This is a genomic window from uncultured Streptococcus sp. (genome assembly GCF_902463925.1).
Taxonomy (GTDB): Bacteria; Bacillota; Bacilli; order Lactobacillales; family Streptococcaceae; genus Streptococcus.
This window is the reverse complement of the sequence record NZ_CABQHE010000002.1, coordinates 161,627-185,204: the sequence shown is the minus strand read 5'-3', so window position 1 is coordinate 185,204 and position 23,578 is coordinate 161,627. Positions and strand designations below refer to the sequence as shown.

Annotated in this window: 24 protein-coding genes and 1 riboswitch; of the genes, 4 read left to right on the top strand and 20 right to left on the bottom strand. The window is 39.8% G+C overall.

What is annotated here, in order from left to right; all coding sequences use genetic code 11:
• Positions 1-549: 549 nt before the first annotated feature.
• Genes RDY04_RS02620 through RDY04_RS02610 form a run of 3 tightly spaced genes read right to left on the bottom strand, consistent with a single transcriptional unit; the run spans position 550 to position 3,149 of the window.
• Entirely contained in the window at positions 550-1,335 is a 786-nt protein-coding gene (locus RDY04_RS02620) for an ABC transporter permease (RefSeq protein WP_303950556.1), read from the bottom strand.
• Position 1,336: 1 nt separating this feature from the next.
• Positions 1,337-2,155: an ABC-2 family transporter protein gene (locus tag RDY04_RS02615; protein WP_303950553.1), complete on the bottom strand. Its 819-nt coding sequence runs from the start codon at positions 2,153-2,155 to the stop codon at positions 1,337-1,339.
• A 1-nt stretch (position 2,156) separates the two neighbouring features.
• On the bottom strand, positions 2,157-3,149 hold the full coding sequence (locus RDY04_RS02610; RefSeq protein WP_303950550.1) for an ATP-binding cassette domain-containing protein: 993 nt from the start codon (positions 3,147-3,149) through the stop codon (positions 2,157-2,159).
• A 266-nt stretch (positions 3,150-3,415) separates the two neighbouring features.
• Here RDY04_RS02610 and RDY04_RS02605 point away from each other — a divergent pair, with 266 nt between their 5' ends.
• Complete coding sequence (locus tag RDY04_RS02605) at positions 3,416-3,682, top strand: hypothetical protein (RefSeq protein ID WP_303950547.1); 267 nt, start codon at positions 3,416-3,418, stop codon at positions 3,680-3,682.
• Between the two features lie 385 nt (positions 3,683-4,067).
• Here the strand turns inward: RDY04_RS02605 and RDY04_RS02600 are convergent, their stop codons facing one another.
• From RDY04_RS02600 to RDY04_RS02540, 13 genes are all read right to left on the bottom strand, one after another.
• Positions 4,068-4,670, bottom strand: a complete 603-nt coding sequence (locus tag RDY04_RS02600) for a response regulator transcription factor (RefSeq protein WP_295494118.1) — start codon at positions 4,668-4,670, stop codon at positions 4,068-4,070.
• On the bottom strand, positions 4,667-5,761 hold the full coding sequence (locus RDY04_RS02595) for a sensor histidine kinase (protein WP_303950544.1): 1,095 nt from the start codon (positions 5,759-5,761) through the stop codon (positions 4,667-4,669). The genes RDY04_RS02600 and RDY04_RS02595 overlap by 4 nt, the downstream gene beginning before the upstream one ends.
• Positions 5,754-6,491, bottom strand: coding sequence for an ABC transporter permease (locus RDY04_RS02590; protein ID WP_303950542.1), 738 nt, complete (start codon positions 6,489-6,491; stop codon positions 5,754-5,756). Before RDY04_RS02590 ends, RDY04_RS02595 begins: the two co-directional genes overlap by 8 nt.
• A complete protein-coding gene (locus RDY04_RS02585; RefSeq protein WP_303950540.1) occupies positions 6,488-7,369 on the bottom strand; it encodes an ABC transporter ATP-binding protein in 882 nt (293 codons plus the stop codon). The genes RDY04_RS02590 and RDY04_RS02585 overlap by 4 nt, the downstream gene beginning before the upstream one ends.
• Positions 7,362-7,541 carry a hypothetical protein gene (locus RDY04_RS02580; RefSeq protein ID WP_227278807.1) on the bottom strand — a complete coding sequence of 60 codons (180 nt, stop codon included), beginning with the start codon at positions 7,539-7,541 and terminating at the stop codon, positions 7,362-7,364. Before RDY04_RS02580 ends, RDY04_RS02585 begins: the two co-directional genes overlap by 8 nt.
• 16 nt (positions 7,542-7,557) lie before the next feature.
• Positions 7,558-7,761, bottom strand: a complete 204-nt coding sequence (locus RDY04_RS02575; protein ID WP_303950533.1) for a hypothetical protein — start codon at positions 7,759-7,761, stop codon at positions 7,558-7,560.
• 153 nt (positions 7,762-7,914) lie between these two features.
• On the bottom strand, positions 7,915-8,850 hold the full coding sequence (locus RDY04_RS02570; RefSeq protein WP_247914036.1) for a bile acid:sodium symporter family protein: 936 nt from the start codon (positions 8,848-8,850) through the stop codon (positions 7,915-7,917).
• Positions 8,851-8,995: 145 nt separating this feature from the next.
• Entirely contained in the window at positions 8,996-9,445 is a 450-nt protein-coding gene (locus tag RDY04_RS02565; protein ID WP_303950528.1) for a cytidine deaminase, read from the bottom strand.
• A gap of 143 nt (positions 9,446-9,588) precedes the next feature.
• A complete protein-coding gene (locus RDY04_RS02560; RefSeq protein WP_014621752.1) occupies positions 9,589-10,083 on the bottom strand; it encodes a YkgJ family cysteine cluster protein in 495 nt (164 codons plus the stop codon).
• 84 nt (positions 10,084-10,167) lie between these two features.
• Positions 10,168-12,168 (bottom strand): ABC transporter permease, encoded by a 2,001-nt coding sequence (locus RDY04_RS02555; RefSeq protein WP_303950506.1) that lies wholly within the window; start codon positions 12,166-12,168, stop codon positions 10,168-10,170.
• 1 nt (position 12,169) lies between these two features.
• On the bottom strand, positions 12,170-12,928 hold the full coding sequence (locus tag RDY04_RS02550; protein ID WP_303950503.1) for an ABC transporter ATP-binding protein: 759 nt from the start codon (positions 12,926-12,928) through the stop codon (positions 12,170-12,172).
• A gap of 144 nt (positions 12,929-13,072) precedes the next feature.
• Entirely contained in the window at positions 13,073-14,047 is a 975-nt protein-coding gene (locus RDY04_RS02545) for a sensor histidine kinase (protein ID WP_303950500.1), read from the bottom strand.
• Positions 14,037-14,717 (bottom strand): response regulator transcription factor, encoded by a 681-nt coding sequence (locus RDY04_RS02540; RefSeq protein ID WP_303950497.1) that lies wholly within the window; start codon positions 14,715-14,717, stop codon positions 14,037-14,039. The genes RDY04_RS02545 and RDY04_RS02540 overlap by 11 nt, the downstream gene beginning before the upstream one ends.
• A 204-nt stretch (positions 14,718-14,921) precedes the next feature.
• Positions 14,922-15,017: riboswitch (purine riboswitch) on the top strand.
• A gap of 149 nt (positions 15,018-15,166) precedes the next feature.
• Here RDY04_RS02540 and RDY04_RS02535 point away from each other — a divergent pair.
• Positions 15,167-15,748, top strand: coding sequence for a xanthine phosphoribosyltransferase (locus RDY04_RS02535; RefSeq protein ID WP_048788440.1), 582 nt, complete (start codon positions 15,167-15,169; stop codon positions 15,746-15,748).
• Positions 15,748-17,010 carry a nucleobase:cation symporter-2 family protein gene (locus RDY04_RS02530; RefSeq protein ID WP_303950492.1) on the top strand — a complete coding sequence of 421 codons (1,263 nt, stop codon included), beginning with the start codon at positions 15,748-15,750 and terminating at the stop codon, positions 17,008-17,010. The genes RDY04_RS02535 and RDY04_RS02530 overlap by 1 nt, the downstream gene beginning before the upstream one ends.
• 55 nt (positions 17,011-17,065) lie before the next feature.
• On the opposite strand, the gene RDY04_RS02525 is transcribed toward RDY04_RS02530, so the two are convergent.
• Entirely contained in the window at positions 17,066-17,482 is a 417-nt protein-coding gene (locus RDY04_RS02525; RefSeq protein WP_303950489.1) for a pyridoxamine 5'-phosphate oxidase family protein, read from the bottom strand.
• A 172-nt stretch (positions 17,483-17,654) separates the two neighbouring features.
• Here RDY04_RS02525 and RDY04_RS02520 point away from each other — a divergent pair, with 172 nt between their 5' ends.
• Positions 17,655-19,004, top strand: coding sequence for an MATE family efflux transporter (locus RDY04_RS02520; RefSeq protein WP_303950487.1), 1,350 nt, complete (start codon positions 17,655-17,657; stop codon positions 19,002-19,004).
• An 870-nt stretch (positions 19,005-19,874) separates the two neighbouring features.
• On the opposite strand, the gene msrB is transcribed toward RDY04_RS02520, so the two are convergent.
• From msrB to manA, 3 genes are all read right to left on the bottom strand, one after another.
• Complete coding sequence (gene msrB, locus RDY04_RS02515) at positions 19,875-20,825, bottom strand: peptide-methionine (R)-S-oxide reductase MsrB (RefSeq protein ID WP_303950485.1); 951 nt, start codon at positions 20,823-20,825, stop codon at positions 19,875-19,877.
• Between the two features lie 127 nt (positions 20,826-20,952).
• Positions 20,953-22,281, bottom strand: a complete 1,329-nt coding sequence (gene brnQ, locus RDY04_RS02510; RefSeq protein WP_303950484.1) for a branched-chain amino acid transport system II carrier protein — start codon at positions 22,279-22,281, stop codon at positions 20,953-20,955.
• Between the two features lie 215 nt (positions 22,282-22,496).
• Positions 22,497-23,438 carry a mannose-6-phosphate isomerase, class I gene (gene manA / locus RDY04_RS02505; protein WP_303950482.1) on the bottom strand — a complete coding sequence of 314 codons (942 nt, stop codon included), beginning with the start codon at positions 23,436-23,438 and terminating at the stop codon, positions 22,497-22,499.
• Positions 23,439-23,578 lie beyond the last annotated feature (140 nt).

Here is a 23,578-nt window from a genome sequence, read left to right as displayed (position 1 = left end):
TGCGGATAGTTTTCTAGTTTGCTCTTTGATTTTCATCGAGTATAAGTATTATCTAGGAAATAGAGTAGTACATTTATATATAATTGTTAGCTCTCCAAAAAAATAGTATATCATTTAAAAAATGTAAGTCAAGGAAAATTAACATACATTAATTTATTTTTTTATACTAATTAAAAATATAGAGTCGAAAACTTTCGTAGTTAGCTGGGGTACATTATCAGAACATTCACACCATCAAAAATAGTAGCAATCAACTTAAAGCACTAGCAACATCACAAAGTCAAACATCATTAATGAAATATCAGCGCTATTAAACAATATAAAAAACCGCTAAGAATAAGACTTAACGGTTATCTTCTACATATCTATTTTTTCAAATCCTCAGTCGTTTATCTACCTATAACCTAGGCTTTACGAGTGCCTTGCTCTACCAACTGAGCTAAATCGGCGATTACCCTTACAATATAGCACTCTGAGAATAGATGTCAGGGAATTGTCATCTCTATTAGAAAAAGCCTGTCCTGAGACAAGGCTTTAAGTTTCTTCATCTTAGGAACCTGCACTTTCATAGGAATCCAAGCCCTTGTCCCAGAGTTTAAGGGAAATACCAAAAAAGACAAGGGAGATCAAAATCAAACCACCGATGTTAAAGAGCCCATTCTTGCCCTGCAAGAAATAGCTAGCTGGATAATAAGCCGTAAAGGCGAAAGGCACGATAAAACTGATCAACCAACGAAGAAGCGAATTGTAAATAGATATCGGGTACTTGGCAAAATCATTGAACATATAAAAAATATAAATCATAGCACCTGACTGCTTGGTCCAAAAAGCGATGCTGGCTGTCGCGATTTTCAAGGAAGTATAAATCAAGGTCGCAAAAGGAATACAGACTAGAAAAAGTAGAAATTTGGGAAGCGTCCAAGCAATGCTTGATACTGTTGTTCCCAATAAAATTCCACCGACCAAGAGTTCGCCCAAAGCATCAATCTGAAAGGTCTCTACGAGGATGTGAAAGAGAGGATTGATAGGACGAGTTAGGTACTTGTCAAACTCCCCTTTTCGGACTAGTCGTTGACCTAAAGCCCAGAGATTGTCAAACAAGAGATGGTCCAATCCCTTGGGAATCAAGGAAAATCCATAGATAAAGGCAATTTCTTGAAAAGTCCAACCTTCTAGAGATGGAATATGTTGAAAGATGACATTGAGAAACAGGAGGTTCAAGCCTTGAGTCAGAAAGACTCCCAAGACACCAACCACAAAATCGACCTTGTACTCCATGATTTGCTTGATGTATTGTCTGATAAAAATTAGATGCATGCGTTGATATTTTTTCATACTATCCTCCTTGAATGGTGATAAATGACTGGACTCGTTTCCAAATCAACTGAGACAAGCCCAACATCACTAAGAGCCAGAAAAACTGCAAAGCGAGTGCCTGAAGAATCTGACTGGCATCGTATTTCCCAACAATGATCATGACTGGGGTATAAATCAAGGATGAAAAAGGCAAGAAGGACAGAATATCTGAAACAACCTTTGGAAAGAAAGCCAAGGGAATCAAGCTGCCAGACATAAAAGCCACCAAGGAATTCTTGAGGAGATTTGACCCCCAAAGATTTTTAAATACAAAGGCTGAAAAACCAAAGCAGATATTAAAGAAAAAGTTAATCAGGTAGGCGAGCGTTAAGCTAAAGAGATAAAGGACAGTTAAACCCAGCACTTCTACAATACCTTGCCCAGATAAGATTTTCATCAAGACAATGACACTTAAAAATGGAAGTCCAACAGTGATAAAAATCAACCACTTGGACCCAATCTCGGTAAAGAGGTAAGAAGCCGCAAAATGCACTGGTCGCAACAATCGCATGATAATAGAACCATCCTTGACCTCCTCCCCAATCATAAAGGACGAATCTGATCTTGTCAAAAGATTAGTCACAAAACTCATGATGATATAAAGGGTAATGTCTGCCATGCTGAAGCCCTGAATCAAGGACTCCTGTGAGGAATCAAAGACTGCCTTCCAGAGATAAAAGGCCACAAAAGCCCCCATCACATCCCCAATACGATAAAGAATAAAGTTGACTCGGTAGGTAATCAATTCCTGAACACCCGCATTGATAAAGGGTTTATAACGTCTCCACAATTTGGTCATCTTAGAGCTCCTTTCGATAGAAGCGGCGGATAATATCCTCAATATTCGTATCCACCACCTTTAAATCACGGATTTCAAAATCAGACAGGGTTTGCTTGATAATGTCAGCTGACTGGTAGCGGGAACTATCGTATTGAATGTTGATGCTATTTTCTTGTCTATCAATAGTCATATCAGGCAAACCTTCATAGTGAGAAACGAGATGACTTTGACCTGGCACCAGTTCAAAGGAAAGAGTCTTCATCTTGCCAAAGGTTTCCTTGAGCTGGCTCACCGTTCCATCAAAAATCTCCTGCCCCTTGTCAATCATAAAAATCCGATCACAGAGTTGCTCAATGTCACTCAGGTCATGAGTGGTCAAGAGAATGGTTGTTTTTTCCTCCTGATTGATCTGGGTGATAGCTCGACGAATGTTATCCTTGACCGAAACGTCCAAACCAATAGTCGGTTCATCTAAAAAGAGAACCTTGGGATTGTGAAGCAAGGAAGCCGCAATATCCGCCCGCATCCGTTGACCTAGTGAAAGAGTTCGCACGGGGTCCTTGATAAAGTCCTTCAAATCCAAGACTTCATTCAAAAAGTCCATGCGCTTATGAAAGAGCGAGTCTGGAACATCGTAAATTTCTTTTAAAACCGTGTAGGTCTCTTGCAGTGCCAAATCCCACCATAGCTGGGTGCGTTGTCCGAAGACCACTCCAATATCCTTGACATAATCTTGACGATTATCCTGGGGAATCTTGCCGTTAATCCGACAAAAACCAGATGTTGGTTTTAAAATCCCTGTCAACATTTTGATGGTTGTCGACTTTCCAGCACCATTTGCCCCGATGAAACCTAAAATCTGTCCCTTAGGAACCTCAAAGGTCAAATCCTTGACCGCTTCAAAAGTCTGCTTTTCAGGATAAATAAAGGAGCGTAGTGCCCCCTTCAAGCCCGGTTCCTTAACAGTCTTCACAAAATTTTTCTGAAGATGCTTTACTTCTATCATTGCCATATCTATCTCCCTATCGTAAAAAATCAACAAATCTTGTCATCTAAACACAAAAAGCCGATTTCTCATCTCCCAAAATCTGCCTTCTTTCTCACACCAGAAGGCCTCAGTATGACTCTATTATAAAGCAGTTAAAAAAGGAAACCAAGTATTATTCTCACAAAAGAGAAAATAATTTTGATATTTTAAGAAAACAAAAAATCTGTCTATAAAGACAGACTCAGAATGTATGATATAAAGCATTTATAGGAAAACATCCTTGGCGGTATATGGCGAGGAAAGGTATTCCCGCAAATATGGCGAATATAGGGATAACAATTAAAATTCCAGGGTCAAAAGCTTTCTCTGCAATAATGTTAATTGAACACAACCAAACCCAACCAAAATATATTAGACTAAAAATCAACATGACTAGCATGACAAAAATAAAGATTGGTATTTTAAGCAAAGTCGCCTTCTTATTGAAAAAATTATTCCAAAACTTATTGGTACATACAGCCTGTGAAAAAGCCTCGTTGGTAGAAAGAACGATATAGTTAACATTGTAGTATAAGTACTCCTCCATAAAAAGGATGTGCAGTAAGGGAGTTACTATTGAAAGCATAATAAAGGGAGTAATCATCAGCTTTGGATAATACATCCCATGAAAATCTGGTATCAAAAACATCAGTACTTCCAAAATTAAAAATATTTCTTCTATAAATTTCCCTTAAGTGAGTTGGGACGTCAGCGATCTTCTTCAAAGTTACATAACTCATTTTTGAGCCTAAAGTCTCAAAAATCCCGTGCAGCTAAAACCAAATTGTTTCAACCACTTTTCTCACAACGGAAAGTTTTACTTAAAAATACTTCACACTTACTAATTAATCTAATTCAAATTTTTAGTTACAGCATAGTGATAGAAAATTTATCTATTTCTCCTCACACTAGCCAGTCTTTTTCTTTAGCAATGCGGACAGCTTCTGTTCGGTTGCCTGCGTCAAGTTTGGTCAGGATGGCTGTCATGTAATTTCGGACGGTTCCATTTGATAAAAAGAGACTTTCGGCGATTTCTTGGTTGGTTGACCCTTGGGCCACCATGGCCAAGACTTCTTGTTCTCGTTGGCTGAGTGGGTTATTGTCAAAGGCGACACCTTCAACTAGCTCTGGCGAGTACTCCTTTTGACCTGCTAGGACGGTATGGATGGTTGCCATGAGATCACTGATGGAACGCTCTTTGAGCACGTAGGCATCCACGTGGGCTGCAAGGGCTCGTTTAAAATAGCCTTTTCGTTTGAAAGTAGTCACAATAACGACCTTTGTTTCTCTTTGATTAGCACGAATCCACTCCAGGACATCAAGGCCTGTTTTAACTGGCATTTCAATGTCTAAAATGGCTACGTCGACTTCTTCTTTTTCTAAGAGAGCAATGGCTTCTTGGCCATCACTAGCAGCATGGACCTCTTGGACATCGTCTTCCAACATGAGGAGTTGGCAGAGGGCATCCCTCAACATTGACTGGTCTTCAGCGACTAATAATTTCATGCTTTTCCTCCCTCTTTCAAATGTACACGAATAATGGTTGGATGCGATTGTGACAGGATTTCCAAATCTCCATCTACCAAACTGAGGCGCTCCCTGATACTGTGTAGCTCTTGCCCAGTGACTTCCTTGAAGCCACAACCATCATCCTCGAACTCAAGCACTATACCACGATCACGAGTCAGACGAATTTGACAGCTATCCGCCTGACTATGTTTGATAACATTATTGGCCAGTTCACGAAGTACCATGGACAAGGTCGACTGGCTAACTGGTGACAGGCTGTCTAAGTCAAGACTACTATCCACGGTCAAGATGATATCTGATAGGTCAAAGAGGCGCTCGAGTTCCAGTAACTCCTCTGCTACCGTTCGGTACTTGAGCTTATTGACAATCTCACGAACCTCGTACATGGAGTCACGACTAATCTGGTTCAATTCTTCCAGATTCTTTCTCGCAGCATCATACTGCTCCTTGTCCATCTGTTTCAGAGCCAACTCGGTTTTGAGACTCATCGTGGCAAAGGTATGTCCTAAGGTATCGTGCAAATCACGGCCGATACGATTGCGTTCATTTTCAGCGGACAGGATATTGATGGTCCGATTCTGCTCCGCAAGGGCTTCTTCCATCTTTCTCTCCTGACGCATACGATTTTGAAAATAGTACATTCCCAAAGAAAAAAGAGGAATAGCCAGAGACATGAGATGCGTGCTCAAATCGTCTGTCAGTAGAAAGGATGATGACGTCAAAATCAAGAGTGTCGCTAGAAAGGATAAAAAGCGATAAGAAGATATGCTATCCTCAAAGCGCCATACGAGAAGGTTAACATTGAAAAAAACAAACCACATCATGCCACCCTCGAAGGTCACAGACATAAAGATAATGTAAGCTAGAGTATAAAACCACAGAAAGGGAATCCACTTGCTATAAGATTTTTTCAAATACACTATAAGGAGATAAGAGATGGTAAACAAACCTGTCAATAACAGGGTCCAGACTGGAAAATACCCGCCAAAAACTCCAAAGATTGGGAAAACAAGGAAAATCAGACTAGCAAAATAAGCAAAATCATTTTTCTGGTAAGTTCTAAACATGGTCACTTTCTCTGTAAGATTTGATAAAAAGGGCTAAGCCTGTAGCTATTGTAGCATAGACCAAGATAAAAATGAGTGATTTCCATGAAAATTCCCCTTTTTTTGCAAAATTGACGACTAACTGATTGATATGATAGATAGGAGTCCACTCCGAAATGTGCTGAACCCATTTTGGAAACATGGTTACTGGCATCCAAGAACCACCAATAATAGCTAGACCAAGAAAGATGATATTTCCGACGATAGCCATGATTTGTTGAGACTTAATTTGGGCAAGGAGCAAGCCAAAGGATAGGAAGACTAGGCTTGACAAGAGTAAAAGAGCCCCTGAACCGAGCCAATGTGAGAATGGCATCTCAACATCACGCACAAAAGCTCCCACACAGAAAGTCACTAGGATAGCAACCATAAAGTTCATAAGAACTCGGAAGATTTTTGACAGGTAGTAGGCCTGAATACTGATTTTTGAATGTTCGATGTAGGTTAACCAGTGCTCCGTTTGATCCTCTCTAAGCATGTAGGGGAAGGTAAAGAAACCAAAGCTGGACATGGAAAAGCCAGTCATGGTCAACATATAGGACAAGATAAAATCTTTTTGTGACGTTGGGTCAGGACTCATTTCCATACCTGAATACAAGAGGAAGAATCCGACGGGCATTCCGATGGACATGATGAAGACTGGCCAACTGCGCCATGTTTTTATCCATTCGATTTTAAGTAGTGCTTTCATGACTTGTCCTCCCTTGTGCTATCAAATAGGCTATCTAAAAGTGTCTTGTTTTGAATTTCAATGTCAGAAATGCGACAGCCTAGAGCTTGTAAACTACTCCAAATACTTTCAATATCTTTAGTCATAAAGGTGACAACATCACGTTTTTCAGTCACATCATAAATGGCTGCCAGTTTATCAAGACTTGGTGCAAAGCGACTTGGTAAGGTGACTTGTTTTTCCTTTTCCTCGCTACGCATAGCATGTGGCGTAGTATCCCTGATGAGTTTCCCCTGATGAAGGACCAAGATGCGGTCAGCTGTGTGTTCCACTTCTTCGATATAGTGGGACGAATAAAGAATGGTCACACCTGACTTTTTCAGATCATTGATGATTTCCCAAAAACGTTGGCGTGTCGTAGTGTCCATCCCTGCTGTCGGCTCATCTAAAAAGAGAATGTCAGGCTTGCCAATAAGACAGAGAACAAAGGCAAGAAGACGTTTTTGTCCCCCTGAGAGTTTGTCTGCGAACTGCTGATACTGGTCGTCTTTGAATTGTAAGAGTGCTTGTATCTCTTCTTTAGATAAGCCATTTTCAGAAATATCTTGGAAAAAAGCAATCAGTTCCTTAACTCTTAGTTGTGAGGGAATGGTATTTTCTTGGAGGAGAACCGCAATTTGATCTTGTGCTTTCCCCTTTTTGCCCTTGATAAAAACTTGACCGCTACTAGCTTTCTTATCACCAAGAATGCAGGACATCAAGGTCGTTTTACCAGCACCATTTGGCCCAATTAAAGCAAGACAATCGCCTTGTCCCACCTCAAAGCTAATATGATCTAAAATTGTTTTTCCTTTGATTTTTTTGACAAGATTTGTGACTTGAAGGATTGCTTCACTCATGTGTGTGATTTCCTTTCTTTTGATAGAAGGCTAGAAAAACATAACAAGCTGCAACAGATACACCCATGACACTGTAGAGAATATCACTACTGCCATGAAGTAGGACATAGGCAAAGAGGATGGTCCAAATTACCGCAAGGAGCATGATGCTTAGTATTTTAAATAATTTCATACTGGACCTCCTAGTTTTACAATTCTTTAATAACAAGGTCGATAAAACTTTTAGCCATAGTGATGAGAATATAGGCTGAGATAGACAAGCCAATAATCATGCCCAAATTGGAGAAGATAGCTTCAAAGTTCCCTTTTTCAAAGATGTCAGTAAACATGCTAAGTCCAGCAAAGACAGTTCCAATAACAGCGTAGATAAGGTAAGATGTTTTGATTTTCATGAGATGACCTCTTTCGTTTTTTATTATTTCTAAGTTATGACTAAAGTATATCTTTTTGATCATTCTCTTTTTAGCACCAGATGTCATGACATGACATGACATTTGTCATGTGACGTAAAAAAGCCGACCCAAGGTCAGCTTTTCATTATATTATTAATTATTTTTTGAATGGTTCTTCCACCATGATGAGAGGATAGAGCCTGAGATATTGTGCCAAATACTAAAGATAGTTGATGGGATAGCAGCTTGTGGTACGAAATATTTCATGGCAAGTGTTGCCCCCAAACTTGAGTCTTGCATACCCACTTCGAAGGTAATGGCTTTTTGTTGAGGCTCTTCCAAGCCAAGGAGTTTTGAAAATCCAAAACCAAGGGCATAACCACAAAGATTATGGAGCATGACAACTGGAATGACAAGAGCTGTCGCTGCTGTGAAAATATTGGCATGGTTAGCAGAAACAACTGCCCCAACAATCAAAAGAATGGCAACCTGTGAAATCAAAGGCATAATCTTAATGATGGCATCGATTTTCTGACCAAAAATAGAGTGGATAACCACACCCAAGATGATAGGGACAACCACGATACGCAAGGTACTAAGGAAGAGGCTTTGAGCAGGGACACTCACGTACTGACCAGCCAAGAAAGACAAGAGCGTTGGAATCATGAGTGGTGCCAAAAGAGTTGAAAGGGTTTCGATAGAAACATCCAAGGCAACATCCCCACCTGAAAGAAAGGCCATAACACTAGATGAAGTTCCGCTCGGACAAGACCCAACTAGGATAACACCTGCTGCTGTCGCACCCTTAAGATGGAAAATCATACAAAGCAACCAAGCCAAACCAGGCATGATGATATAGTGGGCAACAGTCCCAAGAACAACTGGAATTGGACGCTTAGCAATTCGCTTAAAATCTTCAGTGGTCAAGGTAAGCCCCATACCAAAGAGAATCAAACCAAGCAAGTAGGCCGTATTGGGAATGACCCAACTACTTGTTGATGGAAGGGCGTAGTTAAAGACAGCCCAGAGGATAACAGCTACAGTAAACCATTTGCTGAGCCATTTACTAAAAGATACAAGTGAATCCATAGTGAAACCTTCTTTCTATTTTCACGATATAGTATAGCACTTTCATTTCGAATTTCAAGGTAAATTTCGAATTTTCTGAAATTAATTCCCCAAAAAAATAAACCCTCACACTTAAGATGTGAGGATTTTGTGATTTCTATAAACGTTAAACCTTGTCTTGCGACTTTTCTCCAAACTGTTGAGCCCGTTCTTCTCCCCACCACAGTGGCAACAATTCACCCAAAGTAATGGTTTGACGTGTTTCGTAGTCAACCATGAACTCTAAATTACGATTGTCAGGATGCAGTTCCATTAAAAATTCACGACAAGCTCCACAAGGCATGCCAGACGGTCCACCATGAGGTGGCTGGTCACGAAAGGCGATAATTCTCTTAACCTTAGTTTGACCAGTTTCTTGATACATATTGAAAAGGGCAGCCCTTTCAGCACATAGATGGAAAACACCACACGTCCCTTCCATACAAAAGCCTGTGAAGATTTGTCCATCTTCAGCCTCCACCGCAGCCACGACATGCTTAGCATAGACAAAGTCTGAGACTTCCTGTGGCTGATACAAGGCTTGGGCCTGTTCATACATTTTCTGCCAAATATCCATTATTTCTCCTTTAACCTCGATTACTTTCTCTATGAGACTTGATAAAGAGTGACGGGGATCCCGATTCCCATGATAAAGACTGGCCAGCTACGTCATGGTTTTATCAAGTCTATTTTTAATAATGCTTTCATGACTTGTCCTCCCTAAATCCTATCCTTGAGTTTTTCCACAAAAAGGTAGGCTGCTGGACAGAAAAGCGTATTTTTGATGGTCAGATGATTGATCTGATAGATTTTCTTACGATCCGTGTGAGGAAAGGCTGCGCAAGCCTTGGGACGAACATCATAGATATCACAAAGATTATCAGGTCCCAAAAATGGACAAGGCATGGACTTGAAGACCTTGTCGCCATCCTCATCGACCTGCAAGTACATCTCCTCGAAAGCAGGTAACTTCATGCGAAAATGCTTGGCAATGCGAGTAATGTCCTGTTCTGTAAAGTCAGGTCCAAGTGTCTTACAGCAATTTGCACACTGGGTACAATCAATTTCTTGAAATACTTCATTATGCACCTCCTGAACAATCTTATCTAAATTTTTAGGGGCCTTCTTCTTGAGTTGGGCTAGAAACTTACGGTGTTCCCCCTGCTTTTGACGTGCCAACTCCTCGTAACGTTTGACATCAATAGTCTGTGACATGTGTTTTCTCCGATGATTTATAATTCTTTCATCTATTATAGCATAAAAGAAATAGAGCCTAGCATGAACTAGACTCTATGTAAGTTACATTGATACGATTCTACGATAAGAACGCGACGTTAGGGCGAAAACCAAGACATAGGCTAGGAAGAAAACGCCACAAACAATAATAGTGACCACTAACATAAGATCTGGATTGAGAACCCCAATAAGACGTATAATCAAACTGAGCATATGATAGGCAAAGGCCAAGTGAATAAAGGCAAAAATCAGAGGGAGGAAAAAGACGGTAAGAACTTGTTTACGAATGGTTTTCTTGACTTGTTGATCGTCCAACCCAATCTTTTGAAGAATAACAAAGCGCTCACGATCCTCATAACCTTCAGAAATCTGTTTATAGTAAATCACAAGAACTGTACCAATCATGAAGATGATAGATAAGAAAATACCGATAAATAATGTTCCGCTAACAAAGCCATTTAGTGCCCCTTCTACATCATATCGGCTATTAGTAATGAGGTTAAACCAAGGGACACCAGTAGTTTGTCCATCTAACTGTTGCGTTTCTTTATCCGCGAGTTTGTCTAACAAATCTGAATTTTTCTTGGCATCATGTGCAGGGTCTTTGACGTTAACACCAATATAGGTAGTCTGAGTGGTTGCTGTTCCTTTGATACTTTCTTTAAAATTATCCGTATCAGGAACGACAAGGTAGCTATAGTCAGAAGATATAACTGAAAAGTTATTGGGTACTTTACCCTTAATAAAGTCATTAAGGCCATCATGAATCTGGTAGTTTTGACCATTGATAGAGACACTCTTTTGATCTTTCAATGTTTTATTTTTAGTAAATAAGCCAACTTGATTTGAAGTCAGATTGAGGTCTTTACCTGTTAATTGTTTATAAGTAGCTTGTGAGAAGACAAGAAAAATTGACTTTGGTACAACTTTTCTTTCATTCTTAGAAAAGATGGTTAACTTGTTTTTTTCTTGTTCTTTGATACCAAAGTAGATGTAAGTTACTTCCGTTTTTCTATTGACCTGATTTCCTGACTGTGATAAAAAATCATCCATAACCTTCTGTGTACTTGTTACATCTACATTCGTTCCACTAACTGAGTAATCATGTGGAGCAGCACTGGCCAGATAGTCTTTTTTTCCAGCATAGATATTTGTAGCACCTACAAGCGTCACGAGAACCATACTTGAGAGGATAGCAATGGTCGCCAGCCCAACTGCATTTTTCTTCATCCGAAAGACAAGGTTGGAAATGGAAATCATATTATTAGGCTTATAATAGTAGCTTTTCTTCTTTTTCAAGAGTTGCAGAACTACTGTTGTCCCGGCATTGAAAAGAAGATAAGTCCCTAAAATGACTAGTAAAACAGCTAGGAAAAAACTGATAATAGCTGTTACTGGATTCTTAACAGAGAGAGCAAGATAGTAACCGCATCCCATAGTCCCAAGTCCTAAAAGAGTTTGAACAACTAGGAAACGTCCTTTTTTTTCACCCTTAAGGCCATCTTTCGTTAATTGTAAAGGATTAAGCCGTAGTAATCGGAAACCATTTACCAAAACCAACAAACTAAAAATACAAGCAAAGATGACAAGAACAATAGGAATAGTCATTACTTGAAAGGTTGAAACCAAACCTGTACTTTCTCCGATAATCCTTTGAAGAAAAGCATAAATGAGTTTATCGAATAGCGCCCCTACACCTATACCTAGAAGCAAAGTTACAACCCCCATAATTATCGTTTCTTTTAATATCATGCTAAAGAGGTGACGCTTCTCCAAGCCTAGCACACTATAGAGACCAAGCTCCTTTGAACGATTTTTCATAACAAAGCTATTGGCATAAAGAACAATAATCCCAGAAGAGAGGGCGACAATTACAAGTCCCATACCCAAAACCGCCTTGATAGAATCTGCCCCATGTAAGTCACCCAGATGCGGATTAAGCAGTAAAGATGTAAAAATATAGGTAATAGCAATAACCAGAATAGTTGCCAATGTATACGGATAATATAGCTTACGATTTTTTATGAGATTGGATAAAGCCAGTCTATTGGTTAGACGAAACATATTAATTCACCTCACTTGCCATTGTAGTTAGTGTATCGGAAATTTCTTGGAACATTTGATGTTCAGACTTATCCCCTTTAAAGATTTGGTTGTAAAGAATACCATCCTTAATAAATAAAACACGCTGAGCACGACTGGCGGCCGATGTAGAGTGAGTTACCATAAGAATGGTCTGACCGCTGGCATTAATAGTATCAAAGACATCCAAGAGGGCCGCTGAAGATTTTGAATCCAAGGCGCCTGTTGGCTCATCTGCTAAGAGGATTTCTGGTTTAGTGATGATTGCACGCGCAACTGCAACCCTTTGCTTTTGCCCACCTGAAATTTCATAAGGGTACTTCTCTAGCAAGGGATGGATTCCCAATTGACGACTGACTGCTTCTACTTGCGTCATCATTTGCTTAAGTGGACGTCGAGAAAGAACCAAAGGTAGTAAGATATTATCTTTAACAGATAGGGTATCCAAAAGGTTAAAATCCTGGAAAACAAATCCTAATCTTTCACGACGGAAACTGGAAGCATCCTTATTTTTAATGGTTGCTGTGTCCATACCATTAAGGTAGACACGCCCTGCCGTTGGTTTATCAAGCATAGCAAGGATGTTGAGCAGGGTTGATTTTCCTGAGCCAGACTCACCCATAATAGCAACATACTCACCCTTTTCAACCGTAAAATGGATATCTTTAAGGGCCTCAACCTGATTTCCTTTGAAACGTGTTTTATAAATTTTTTTAACATGTTGAACATCTAGCAATGTCATAATAAGCTCCTTTATTTAGTAGATTTTGGAGAGATTTTAGGAATCTCTTACTTAACTTCTGATACCATTTTATAGAAAAAGCAGGGGCAAAACCATAACCTTTGCTTTCATTTGTGGTCATATTTCTTACACTTTTGTAAGTTATCAATCAATGGCTAACTTCTGCTTTTGAAAATGAATGGAAACTGTGGTTCCTTGACCTACTTGGGAGCTAATACTAATATCATGTCCAAGCTGATCAGCAATTTTCTTTGAAAGATAGAGGCCTAACCCAGACGACTGCTGAGTCAATCGGCCATTGTAACCTGAAAAGCCACGCTCAAAAACCCTTAAAATATCACTATCCTTAATACCAATCCCAGAATCCTTAAGATAAAGCGTATTATCTTTGAAGTAAACTTCAATACCGCCACTCTTTGTATATTTCAAACTATTTGACAAAACCTGCTCAATGATGACCAAGAGCCATTTTTCATCTGAAATAACCTTAACATCCAAGTCATATAGGTTAATAGTCAACCCTTTTTGAATAAAGAAAAGACTATACTTTCTAACAACTTCTTTAACCAAGTGTTCTAATGCAACCTGTTTCAACTGCAAATCATCATGAAAGTTTTCTAAACGTAAATACTGCAAAACCAAATGAGTGTAGGCATCGATCTTGAAGATTTCTTGCTCCAAGAGAGATCTAATATTCCTATCTGTGACATCCTGAACCAACAATTGACTAGCCGCTATTGGCGTCTTGATTTGATGAACCCAAAGAGTGTAGTAGTCCATCAAATCCGTATAGCGCTTACATCCCTCCTCAGTCTGATTCTTCTGATTCTCCCTTGCATTTTCCAAAGTCTGGGCTAAGTAAAATTCCAAGGGACTTAAGGGAGTAATTTCCTCATATAGATATGCTAGCTTATAAGACTGATAGGATCTAAACAAGTCCCAAGCCACCATAATGATGGTCACAAAAGTCAGGATTGTCAGGGAATAATGAAGAACATCTGCTGCCTCTTCAAATAAAAAGGCAAACAAAACCAAGATGATTCCGTTAAAGATAACCAAGAGATAGAAAGGCAGACGAGACCTAATATAGTATTTGATAAATTGACACTTACCCATCATGACGCAACCCGTAGCCGACACCTTTCTTGGTTTCTATAAAATCATTCAAACCGTTTGCTTCTAACTTCTTACGTAAACGTGCCACATTTACAGAGAGCGTATTATCATCAATAAAGAAGTCGCTATTCCAAAGCTCCTTCATGAGGTCCTCCCGACTAACAATATTACCAGAACGCTCAAAGAGAACTTGTAAAATCTGAAACTCATTTTTAGTCAAAGAAACGACTTCTCCCTGATAAACCAAATCCATGGCCTTAAGGTTCAATATCACACCCATATATTCCAGGAGACTCTGATCCTTACCAAACTCATAAGAACGACGTAAAAGCCCTTGAATTTTCGCTAGGAGAACATTTTGGTCAAATGGTTTAGTCACAAAGTCGTCTCCACCCATATTGATTGCCATAACGATATCCATGGCTTGGTCTCTAGAGGACAAGAACATAATAGGGACCTTGGAGACCTTACGAATTTCCTGACACCAATGATAACCGTTGAATAGAGGTAAACCAATATCCATAAGAACCAAGTGGGGCTCTACTTTTACAAAAATAGATAATACTTCCATGAAATCTTCAACAAGAACAACTTCATAACCCCACTGTTCTAGCATTTTTTTGACTTGTTGACGGATAACCTCGTCGTCTTCAACTAATAAAATCTTATGCATAATTCAACCTCTTTCATTTCTCACTATTATAACAAAAATGACATAAGAATCGCACTTTCTCAGCAAATCTTACAATAGTGTTAGATTGAATTTTCCAATTTTTTAAAGGGTGCGTTTTCATGGAAAAATTCTTTGAGTCTTCAAAGAAAATATAGTATTATAATAGAGTTGATGTTGGTTTATCATCAACCAATGACAGCTTCATCGAATAATGAAAACATTACTTATTTATGTCACGAATGGGCGTGACGTTTCTACAAGGTGCCGTAACACCTAACAATGAGTAAGCTCATTTAGTCATAGAGAGATTTCACTGTCTTTTTGTGATTTTAAAGGCTTGCTTTGCAGGCCTTTTTCTATTATTCGATTGTTTTGATTTTTGTCAGAGTCTCAATAGATTCTGAAATAAATCAACACACAGCATTATTATTCAATTTATAGGAGGTAATATGAAATTACTGGAAGACCGCATTCTCAATGATGGGAATGTCCTTGGGGAAAATATCCTCAAAGTTGACTCTTTCTTAACTCACCAAGTTGACTTTGAGCTCATGCGTGAAATTGGAAAGGTCTTTGCTGAAAAGTTCAAGGATACTGGCATCACCAAGGTGGTGACTATCGAAGCATCTGGTATTGCTCCAGCCCTCTATGCTGCTGAGGCCTTGGATGTCCCTATGATTTTTGCTAAGAAGGCTAAAAATATCACCATGAATGAAGGAATTCTCACTGCTGAGGTCTACTCCTTCACTAAACAGGTGACTAGTACTGTCTCTATCGCAAGCAAGTTCCTCACTCCTGAAGATAAGGTCCTCATCGTTGATGACTTCCTAGCTAACGGCCAAGCTGCCAAAGGCTTGATTCAAATCATCGAAGAAGCTGGTGCACACGTCGAAGCGGTTGGTATCGTTATTGAGAAATCTTTTCAAGATGGTCGTGCCCTTCTGGAAGAAGCTGGCTATCCAGTCGTTTCACTTGCTCGTTTGGATCGTTTTGAAAATGGACAGGTCGTATTTAAGGAGGCAGACATCTAATGCAAAACAAAGAGAAACATTCGCAGGCGGCGGTCCTAGGACTGCAACACCTACTTGCCATGTACTCGGGATCAATCCTGGTTCCAATCATGATTGCTGGTGCTTTGGGGTATTCAGCTCATGAATTAACCTACTTGATTTCAACTGACATTTTCATGTGTGGTGTAGCAACTTTCCTCCAACTTCAACTTAATAAATACTTCGGTATCGGTCTTCCAGTTGTTCTTGGGGTTGCCTTCCAGTCAGTGGCACCACTTATTATGATTGGTGAGAAACACGGTAGTGGTGCTATGTTTGGTGCCCTTATCGTTTCAGGGATTTATGTTATCCTCGTTTCTGGCGTCTTTTCAAAAGTGGCCAATCTCTTCCCTTCTATCGTTACAGGATCAGTCATTACGACTATCGGTTTGACCCTCATCCCTGTGGCTATCGGAAATATGGGAAACAATGTTGATAAACCAACTGGTCAAAGCCTCTTCCTTGCTGCTATCACCGTTCTTATCATCCTTTTAGTTAATATTTTCACTAAAGGATTTATCAAATCTATCTCAATCTTGATTGGTTTGATTGTCGGTACTGCTATCGCAGCAAGCATGGGCTTGGTTGACTTCTCACCAGTAGCTGCGGCACCTATTGTCCACGTGCCAACACCATTCTACTTCGGGATACCTAAGTTTGAGTTGTCATCAATTATTATGATGTGTATTATCGCTACTGTGTCTATGGTTGAATCAACTGGGGTTTACTTGGCCCTCTCTGATATTACCAAAGAACCACTCGATAGCACTCGCCTTCGTAACGGTTACCGCGCTGAAGGTTTGGCTGTTCTCCTTGGTGGACTCTTCAACACCTTCCCATACACTGGTTTTTCACAAAACGTTGGTCTTGTGAAATTGTCAGGTATCAAGACCCGCTTGCCAATTTACTATGCCGCTGGTTTCCTTGTTCTTCTTGGACTCCTTCCTAAGTTTGGTGCCTTAGCGCAAATCATCCCAAGCCCAGTCCTTGGTGGTGCTATGCTTGTTATGTTCGGTTTTGTTTCTATTCAAGGGATGCAAATCTTGGCGCGTGTTGATTTCGCCAATAACGAACACAACTTCTTGATTGCTGCAGTATCGATCGCTGCAGGGGTTGGTCTTAACGGTAGCAACCTCTTCAACAGCCTACCAAATGCTTTCCAAATGTTCTTCTCAAACGGTATCGTGGTCGCAAGTTTACTTGCCATTGTCCTCAATGTCATTTTGAATCATAAGAAAAAATAAAAATAATACAAGAACACCCCTTATAGATTCACCAATCCAATAAGGGGTGTTTTTATTATAGTCTTAACGTACTGATGGTAGCAAGATCTTTGGTAACAATAGCAATATCAAATCTCACCTCAAATAGAATCAGCAATTCTCCTGCGTAATCTATCGTCTTTTTATAATCTGGAACCTTTGCAATGAAATGTTCTGCCATATCAACTACCGTTTTCGAACTTCTTTTTGCGAGGCCTTTGGCTTTGACATGCTGGTTTCCAGTGTGAGGAATTGTGGTAAAGGCAATCGAAGGATTTTCTTCTATTTCCTTGACTTTGTTATTATCTTTAAAGGACGAAAAATAAAGAATATTATCACAAGGGTCGAAATAGAAATTAACGATTCTCACATTAGGAACATTATTTACAGAAGTTGCCAAAGCCATTCCTGTTTGTTCCGCCATTATTCTCAAAAATTCTGTTTTCGTGTTCATTTGCAAAGCCTCCTTTTGGTTAGGTTAATTATATATGAAAGGCTATCAAATGTCAGTCGAGAAAATGAAAGCAAATTATTTATTTGATCCCGAAACAGATTGAAAGCAAGTCATATCTATAGTACAATGAAAATATAAATGTTTGAAAAATTAATTTAGAAAGGAAAGCAGAATGCACGAAACACATTCTCTCCGTGAGCGATTCCTTGTTTTCTTCAAGATTTTTGTGCCCATACTAATTTATCAGTTTGCCAACTTCTCGGCAGCCTTTGTGGACACTACCATGACTGGTCAATACGATGCCCTACACTTGGCGGGGGTAGCCATGGCAACGAGTTTATGGAGCCCTTTCTTCACCTTCTTAACAGGTATTGTCTCTGCCCTAGTTCCTATTATCGGACACCATCTAGGGTCAGGTCGCAAGGACCGAGTGGCACCTGATTTCTATCAATTTCTTTATATGGCTTTGGGCCTATCACTTATCCTTTTCGCCCTCGTTTTTCTAGGGGCACCCTTGGTTTTGAATCATTTAGGTTTGGAGCCCTTGGTCAGAAAGGTAGCCCTTGATTATTTACGTTTTTTGAGTCTTGGGATTATCCCCCTTCTACTCTTTAGCGTGGTTCGCTCCTTCCTTGATTCCCTTGGCCTCACACGCCTTTCCATGTATCTCATGCTTTTGCTCCTACCTCTCAATGGTTTCTTCAATTTCCTCCTCATCTATGGCATTGCTGGTTTACCGGAGTTAGGGGGAGCTGGAGCAGGTCTGGGAACTTCATTGGCTTACTGGGCACTTCTCCTTATTTCCATTGCGGTTATCAGAAAGCATAAAAAAGTTACCCCCTACCACATTGGAAAAGTTCAACCCCTTGATAAAATAGCTCTACTTGATGCCCTTAAACTGGGGCTCCCTATTGGTGGAACGGTCTTTGCGGAGGTCGCTATCTTCTCAGGTGTCGGTCTGGTTATGTCTAAGTATCCGTCCCTAGTGATTGCTAGTCATCAGGCAGCCATGAATTTCTCAAATCTCATGTATGCCTTTCCTCTCAGCATTTCCAGTGCCATGGCTATCATTATTTCCTACGAATTTGGGGCTAAACGCATGGATGCGATCAAGAGCTACAGCAAGCTGGGACGGTTGACAGCCCTAGGATTTTCTATCTTTACCTTGATTTTCCTCTACTTCTTGCGCTATGATTTGGCTGAACTTTATGGGCATGAACCTGAATTTTTGAGGATGACAGCCATTTTCATGACCTATAGCCTCTTCTTTCAAGTGGCAGATGTCTTTGCGGCTCCGCTTCAAGGAATCCTCCGTGGCTATAAGGATACCAAGGTGCCTTTTTATCTCGGTGTCCTAGCCTACTGGGGCATCACCTTCCCAGTTGGCTTCCTTCTTGAAAAAGTCACTGGGCTAGGTCCCTACAGTTACTGGATTGGCCTGATTGCCAGCCTTATCGTCAGTGGTCTCTGTTACCAATGGCGCTTAAATAGAATCGTCAAACGTTACGAATCACATCCTTGATATACCTGAAGCAGTCTCATCAGACTGCTTTTTCTCTGCTCAAATCTTAAAAAAAAGCCTCCTGCATATTGAAAACAGATTAACTGTTATCAATACACAGAAAACTTCTTTTTATGAGTGATACTTTAAATTCAGACTCACCTGACATATCGCCAAACTGGATTAATTAATGAAAACATAAATGTTTAATTTGGAAAAAGGTACCACAGAGTCCAGCTGGATCAACTAAGGCACCATAAATCATGATTAAACTACACAGAGCTAGGAAATGATAGACGTAAACAACTTTCTCTTCTGTTTTGGGAAGCAAAAGGAAAGACCAGAAGCACAAGACACAAACGGCCATTAATATGATTACTTTATTCATCATTTCCATAACAGTCTTTTTCATAGCATTTAGCACAATAAAATAGGACTTAGTATTATCTGAATGTTAGCATAAAATCTAACAAATGCTGTCATTTCTCTTTAAGGAAATATCTTAGTTTTATCTTGCTAGTCTCGCTTAGGTAAGTTAAGACATATAAAATCATATTGGGAGGTTGGGAAGACTAATTATTACACAAAGTACAATAATGTTTATAGACGCCAAAACCAGCAAAATTTAAGGAGAAGGACATATTGACACTTGTCAGATTTCTCACTATTATAGTGTACTATTTTTTGTTTGAAATGTAAAATAATTTTTTCTAAATTGTTATAAAATGTAATGAAAGGTCACTTTTTTATCCTGAATGGTCAGGTCACATAACATGTTAGTTTTAAAAGGCTTTTATCTCATTTACAGCTTCTTTTGTCACATAAAAGAGGTTGTAACCAAGGGTCATCAACCTCTCTTTTAGCTTTTACTAATTCCTTCAGAATACCTAATCAGTCCACTTGATCAAGCAAGTAAGCATAACCTTCTTTTGCCATGTCAGCTTTAGGAACAAATCGCGTTGCTACCCCATTGATACAGTAACGTAAGCCACCCTTATCACTTGGTCCATCTGGGAAGACATGACCTAGATGGGAGTCGCCTACACGACTACGGACTTCGATGCGGTCCATATTGTGCGAATGATCTTCCTTGTAGTTGGCTACCTCGGGGCTTATAGGGCGAGAGAAACTTGGCCAGCCACAGGCTGAATCAAACTTATCTTTAGATGAAAAGAGTGGTTCTCCCGTCACCACATCGACATAGATACCAGGCTCAAACTGATTCCAAAGCGGACTCGTAAAGGCCCGTTCTGTTCCATTCTCCTGAGTCACAGCGTAGGCTTCTGGACTCAAACTTTCCTTAAGCTCCTCCCGATTCGGCTTGTGATAAGTACTGGCATCAATGACAGGATTAGCTGCCTGATTGACATTGATATGACAGTAGCCATTCGGATTTTTCTTGAGATAATCTTGATGGTAATCCTCAGCAGGAATAAAGTGCTCAAGTGGCAACAATTCAACCGCCAAAGGCTGACCGTATTGCTCAGTCATTTCTTGGAAAACTTGCTCGATAGTCGATAAATCATTTACATCCGTGTAATAAACACCCGTACGGTACTGAGTTCCCACATCATTGCCCTGTTTGTTTTTACACATAGGATTGATGATACGGAAGAAATGTAGCAGAATCTCTCGCAAGGACACCTTTCTAGCATCATAGGTCACCTGAACGGTTTCAGCATGACCCGTCTGACCGATAAGCTCATAGCGAGTTGTCTCACTACGTCCATTGGCATAACCCGAAACCGCATCAAGCACACCAGGCACGCGAGAAAAATACTCCTCAACACCCCAGAAACAGCCACCAGCAAGATAAATCATATGATTATTTAGATTTGACATTTTTAACACTCCCTTCAATAGAACGTTTTATCTCCACGCCTTAAGTGTAACGCTTTTGAGAAGATTTCGCACTTATAGTGACTTGGAGACACAAAAAATCCCACCACATTGTGATAGGATTTTATTTTTATTCCATTTCGAAGCTTTCGCTCTTAATCTTATCTGGTAAGACAAGAGATAGGAGGATGAGTAAGATGGCTGGAATCAACCATGGCAGTGATGCTCCTGATAATGGAAGAAAGTTAATGATGGCATTAAGTCCTGCAAGTTTGAACTGGCTGCCAATTACACTAAGCAAAGCGATAAGCGTCACTACAGCAACTGTAATTTGCATACCAAGTTTAGACAAGGCCACAAACTTATTAGCAATCACAATCATAACAATTGTGATTGTAATTGGGTAAAGAATCAACAGCACTGGCACTGAGAAAGCAATGATATTGTTAAGTCCCAAATTGGCAATCGCAAATCCAATAAGAGTGAAGACAATAGCATAGGTTTTATATGAGACTTGTGGGAAGGCCGTATTAAAGAACTCACCGGTCGCCACAATCAATCCTGCTGTTGTCGTAAAGCACGTCACTGTTACCATAACTGCTAGGAAAATCTGTGACATGGGACCAAAGATAGCCTGTGTTGCACTCGATAGAACTGCTGCTCCAAGGTTAGCACCTTCTCCCAAAGTTGATGTATCAAGTGGGAAATGATTACCCAAGAATGCTAGACCTAAGTATAAACCTGAGAACATCAATCCAACCAAAATACCTACAACCCAAATGGTTGAGATGTACTCTTTTTTAGATTTAAAGCCTAATTGATTGAGGGTTACTACTGCCACCACACTAAAGGCTACCGAAGCTAAGGCATCTAAAGTATTGTACCCTTCCAAGAAACCATTACCAAAAGCTGAGGCTTTATAAGCTTCTGTTGCAGTATGTGTGCTATGACCACCATATTTAAAGGCACCAACTACAATCAAAATAACGATTAATAGAGCAAAAATAGGTGTCAGGATTCGACCAATACTATCTAAAATCTTAGAAGGATTCATTGCAATCCATAAAGCCAAGGCAAAATAAACCGCTGTGAAGGCAAGTAACCATAGACTAGTATGACTATTACCAAGCATTGGTGCAATACCAATTGAAAAAGCTGTCGCTGCTGTCCTTGGAATAGCAAAGAATGGTCCAATAGACAAGTAAAGCACTGCCAAGTATAACAAGGCAAACTTAGGTGAGATTTTTTGAGAAATCTCGTGAATATACCCCTTCGGATTTAAAGTCCCAATAATAAGTGTTAGAATTGCAATTCCGACACCAGATAGAACAAAGCCGGCAATGGCTGGCCAGAAATGACCTCCAGATTCAAAGCCTAGCTGAGGGGGGAAGGTTAGGTTTCCCGCTCCAAAGAACATACCAAACAACAAAAGGGCTGTAAGGCCTCCTTTTTTTAACATAAGTTACTCCAATCTAAAATAAACAAGACAGATGTCCCAAAAGGAAAGGGCTTGTATATTAATATTTTTAATTAACTTAACTAGTATGACATGATTAATTTGAAAGTTCAAGCTATTGAAATTTATTAACAAAGGTTTTTAAAATTGCAAATTTTCTGTATCATTATACGAAAAAACTAGACAAGAGTCTTATCTCGTCTAGTTTGATAGTTTAGTTAAGGGTGACTCACAATCAGTTCAAGGTCTCCCTTAATTTGCCATGCTTGAACATCGCTAGGAAGAATAAAGTGGCTTCCTTTTGCAATTGGGTATTCTTGACCATCGACTAGGAGGCTTCCTTGACCGTCAAGTACACTAAACAAACTGTAATCAGCAGTCTTTTCAAAATCAGCCTTACCTGTGATTTCCCATTTATAAACGGCGAAGAAATCACTTGCTACTAAGAGCGTTGATTTGAGGTCATCTACTTTTGTTGTGACTGGACGACTGTTGGCAGGTTCACCGATATTTAGGACATCGATAGATTTTTCAAGGTGGAGCTCACGCAAGTTTCCTTGGTCGTCTTTACGGTTAAAGTCATACACACGGTAGGTTGTGTCACTTGACTGTTGGGTTTCAAGAACTAAGATTCCTGCACCAATGGCATGCATGGTACCACTTGGCACATAGAAGAAATCGCCTGCTTTAACTGGAACTTTTGTCAAGAGATTTTCCCAATCCTTACTTTCAATTTGCTGGCGTAATTCTTCTTTTGATTTAGCATTGTGACCATAAATGATTTCTGCACCTGGTTCAGCAGCAATGATATACCAACATTCTGTTTTACCAAGCTCACCTTCATGTTCAAGTCCATAAGCATCATCTGGATGGACCTGAACCGAAAGCCAATCATTGGCATCCAAAATCTTAGTTAAAAGCGGGAAGACAGGTTCCTGACGATTGCCAAACAATTCACGATGCTCTGCATAAAGCACATCTAAAGTTTGCCCAGCATAACGACCGTTTTTAATAGTAGAAACACCATTTGGGTGAGCTGAGATAGCCCAGTACTCTCCAACATGGTCGCTAGGAATGTCGTAGCCAAAGACATCACGCAAATGCGTGCCACCCCAGATTTTTTCTTGCATAACAGATTGTAAAAACAATGGTTCAGACATAATTACTCCTTTTTCTAGGAACGAGAGGCCAAAAAGTCTCTAGGAAAATTTAGAATAGTGACCTTAACATAATAGATTCTCAGATAGATGTACTCTATAGGTGTAACTCTATCATATTAAAGTCAATAATCTTCTTATTT

Coding starts and splice junctions, on each gene's coding strand:
- RDY04_RS02620 (WP_303950556.1), bottom strand. CDS start 1,335: ATGAAAAAATATCAACGCATGCATCTAATTTTTATCAGACAATACATC.
- RDY04_RS02615 (WP_303950553.1), bottom strand. CDS start 2,155: ATGACCAAATTGTGGAGACGTTATAAACCCTTTATCAATGCGGGTGTT.
- RDY04_RS02610 (WP_303950550.1), bottom strand. CDS start 3,149: ATGGCAATGATAGAAGTAAAGCATCTTCAGAAAAATTTTGTGAAGACT.
- RDY04_RS02605 (WP_303950547.1), top strand. CDS start 3,416: ATGGCGAGGAAAGGTATTCCCGCAAATATGGCGAATATAGGGATAACA.
- RDY04_RS02600 (WP_295494118.1), bottom strand. CDS start 4,670: ATGAAATTATTAGTCGCTGAAGACCAGTCAATGTTGAGGGATGCCCTC.
- RDY04_RS02595 (WP_303950544.1), bottom strand. CDS start 5,761: ATGTTTAGAACTTACCAGAAAAATGATTTTGCTTATTTTGCTAGTCTG.
- RDY04_RS02590 (WP_303950542.1), bottom strand. CDS start 6,491: ATGAAAGCACTACTTAAAATCGAATGGATAAAAACATGGCGCAGTTGG.
- RDY04_RS02585 (WP_303950540.1), bottom strand. CDS start 7,369: ATGAGTGAAGCAATCCTTCAAGTCACAAATCTTGTCAAAAAAATCAAA.
- RDY04_RS02580 (WP_227278807.1), bottom strand. CDS start 7,541: ATGAAATTATTTAAAATACTAAGCATCATGCTCCTTGCGGTAATTTGG.
- RDY04_RS02575 (WP_303950533.1), bottom strand. CDS start 7,761: ATGAAAATCAAAACATCTTACCTTATCTACGCTGTTATTGGAACTGTC.
- RDY04_RS02570 (WP_247914036.1), bottom strand. CDS start 8,850: ATGGATTCACTTGTATCTTTTAGTAAATGGCTCAGCAAATGGTTTACT.
- RDY04_RS02565 (WP_303950528.1), bottom strand. CDS start 9,445: ATGGATATTTGGCAGAAAATGTATGAACAGGCCCAAGCCTTGTATCAG.
- RDY04_RS02560 (WP_014621752.1), bottom strand. CDS start 10,083: ATGTCACAGACTATTGATGTCAAACGTTACGAGGAGTTGGCACGTCAA.
- RDY04_RS02555 (WP_303950506.1), bottom strand. CDS start 12,168: ATGTTTCGTCTAACCAATAGACTGGCTTTATCCAATCTCATAAAAAAT.
- RDY04_RS02550 (WP_303950503.1), bottom strand. CDS start 12,928: ATGACATTGCTAGATGTTCAACATGTTAAAAAAATTTATAAAACACGT.
- RDY04_RS02545 (WP_303950500.1), bottom strand. CDS start 14,047: ATGATGGGTAAGTGTCAATTTATCAAATACTATATTAGGTCTCGTCTG.
- RDY04_RS02540 (WP_303950497.1), bottom strand. CDS start 14,717: ATGCATAAGATTTTATTAGTTGAAGACGACGAGGTTATCCGTCAACAA.
- RDY04_RS02535 (WP_048788440.1), top strand. CDS start 15,167: ATGAAATTACTGGAAGACCGCATTCTCAATGATGGGAATGTCCTTGGG.
- RDY04_RS02530 (WP_303950492.1), top strand. CDS start 15,748: ATGCAAAACAAAGAGAAACATTCGCAGGCGGCGGTCCTAGGACTGCAA.
- RDY04_RS02525 (WP_303950489.1), bottom strand. CDS start 17,482: ATGAACACGAAAACAGAATTTTTGAGAATAATGGCGGAACAAACAGGA.
- RDY04_RS02520 (WP_303950487.1), top strand. CDS start 17,655: ATGCACGAAACACATTCTCTCCGTGAGCGATTCCTTGTTTTCTTCAAG.
- msrB (WP_303950485.1), bottom strand. CDS start 20,825: ATGTCAAATCTAAATAATCATATGATTTATCTTGCTGGTGGCTGTTTC.
- brnQ (WP_303950484.1), bottom strand. CDS start 22,281: ATGTTAAAAAAAGGAGGCCTTACAGCCCTTTTGTTGTTTGGTATGTTC.
- manA (WP_303950482.1), bottom strand. CDS start 23,438: ATGTCTGAACCATTGTTTTTACAATCTGTTATGCAAGAAAAAATCTGG.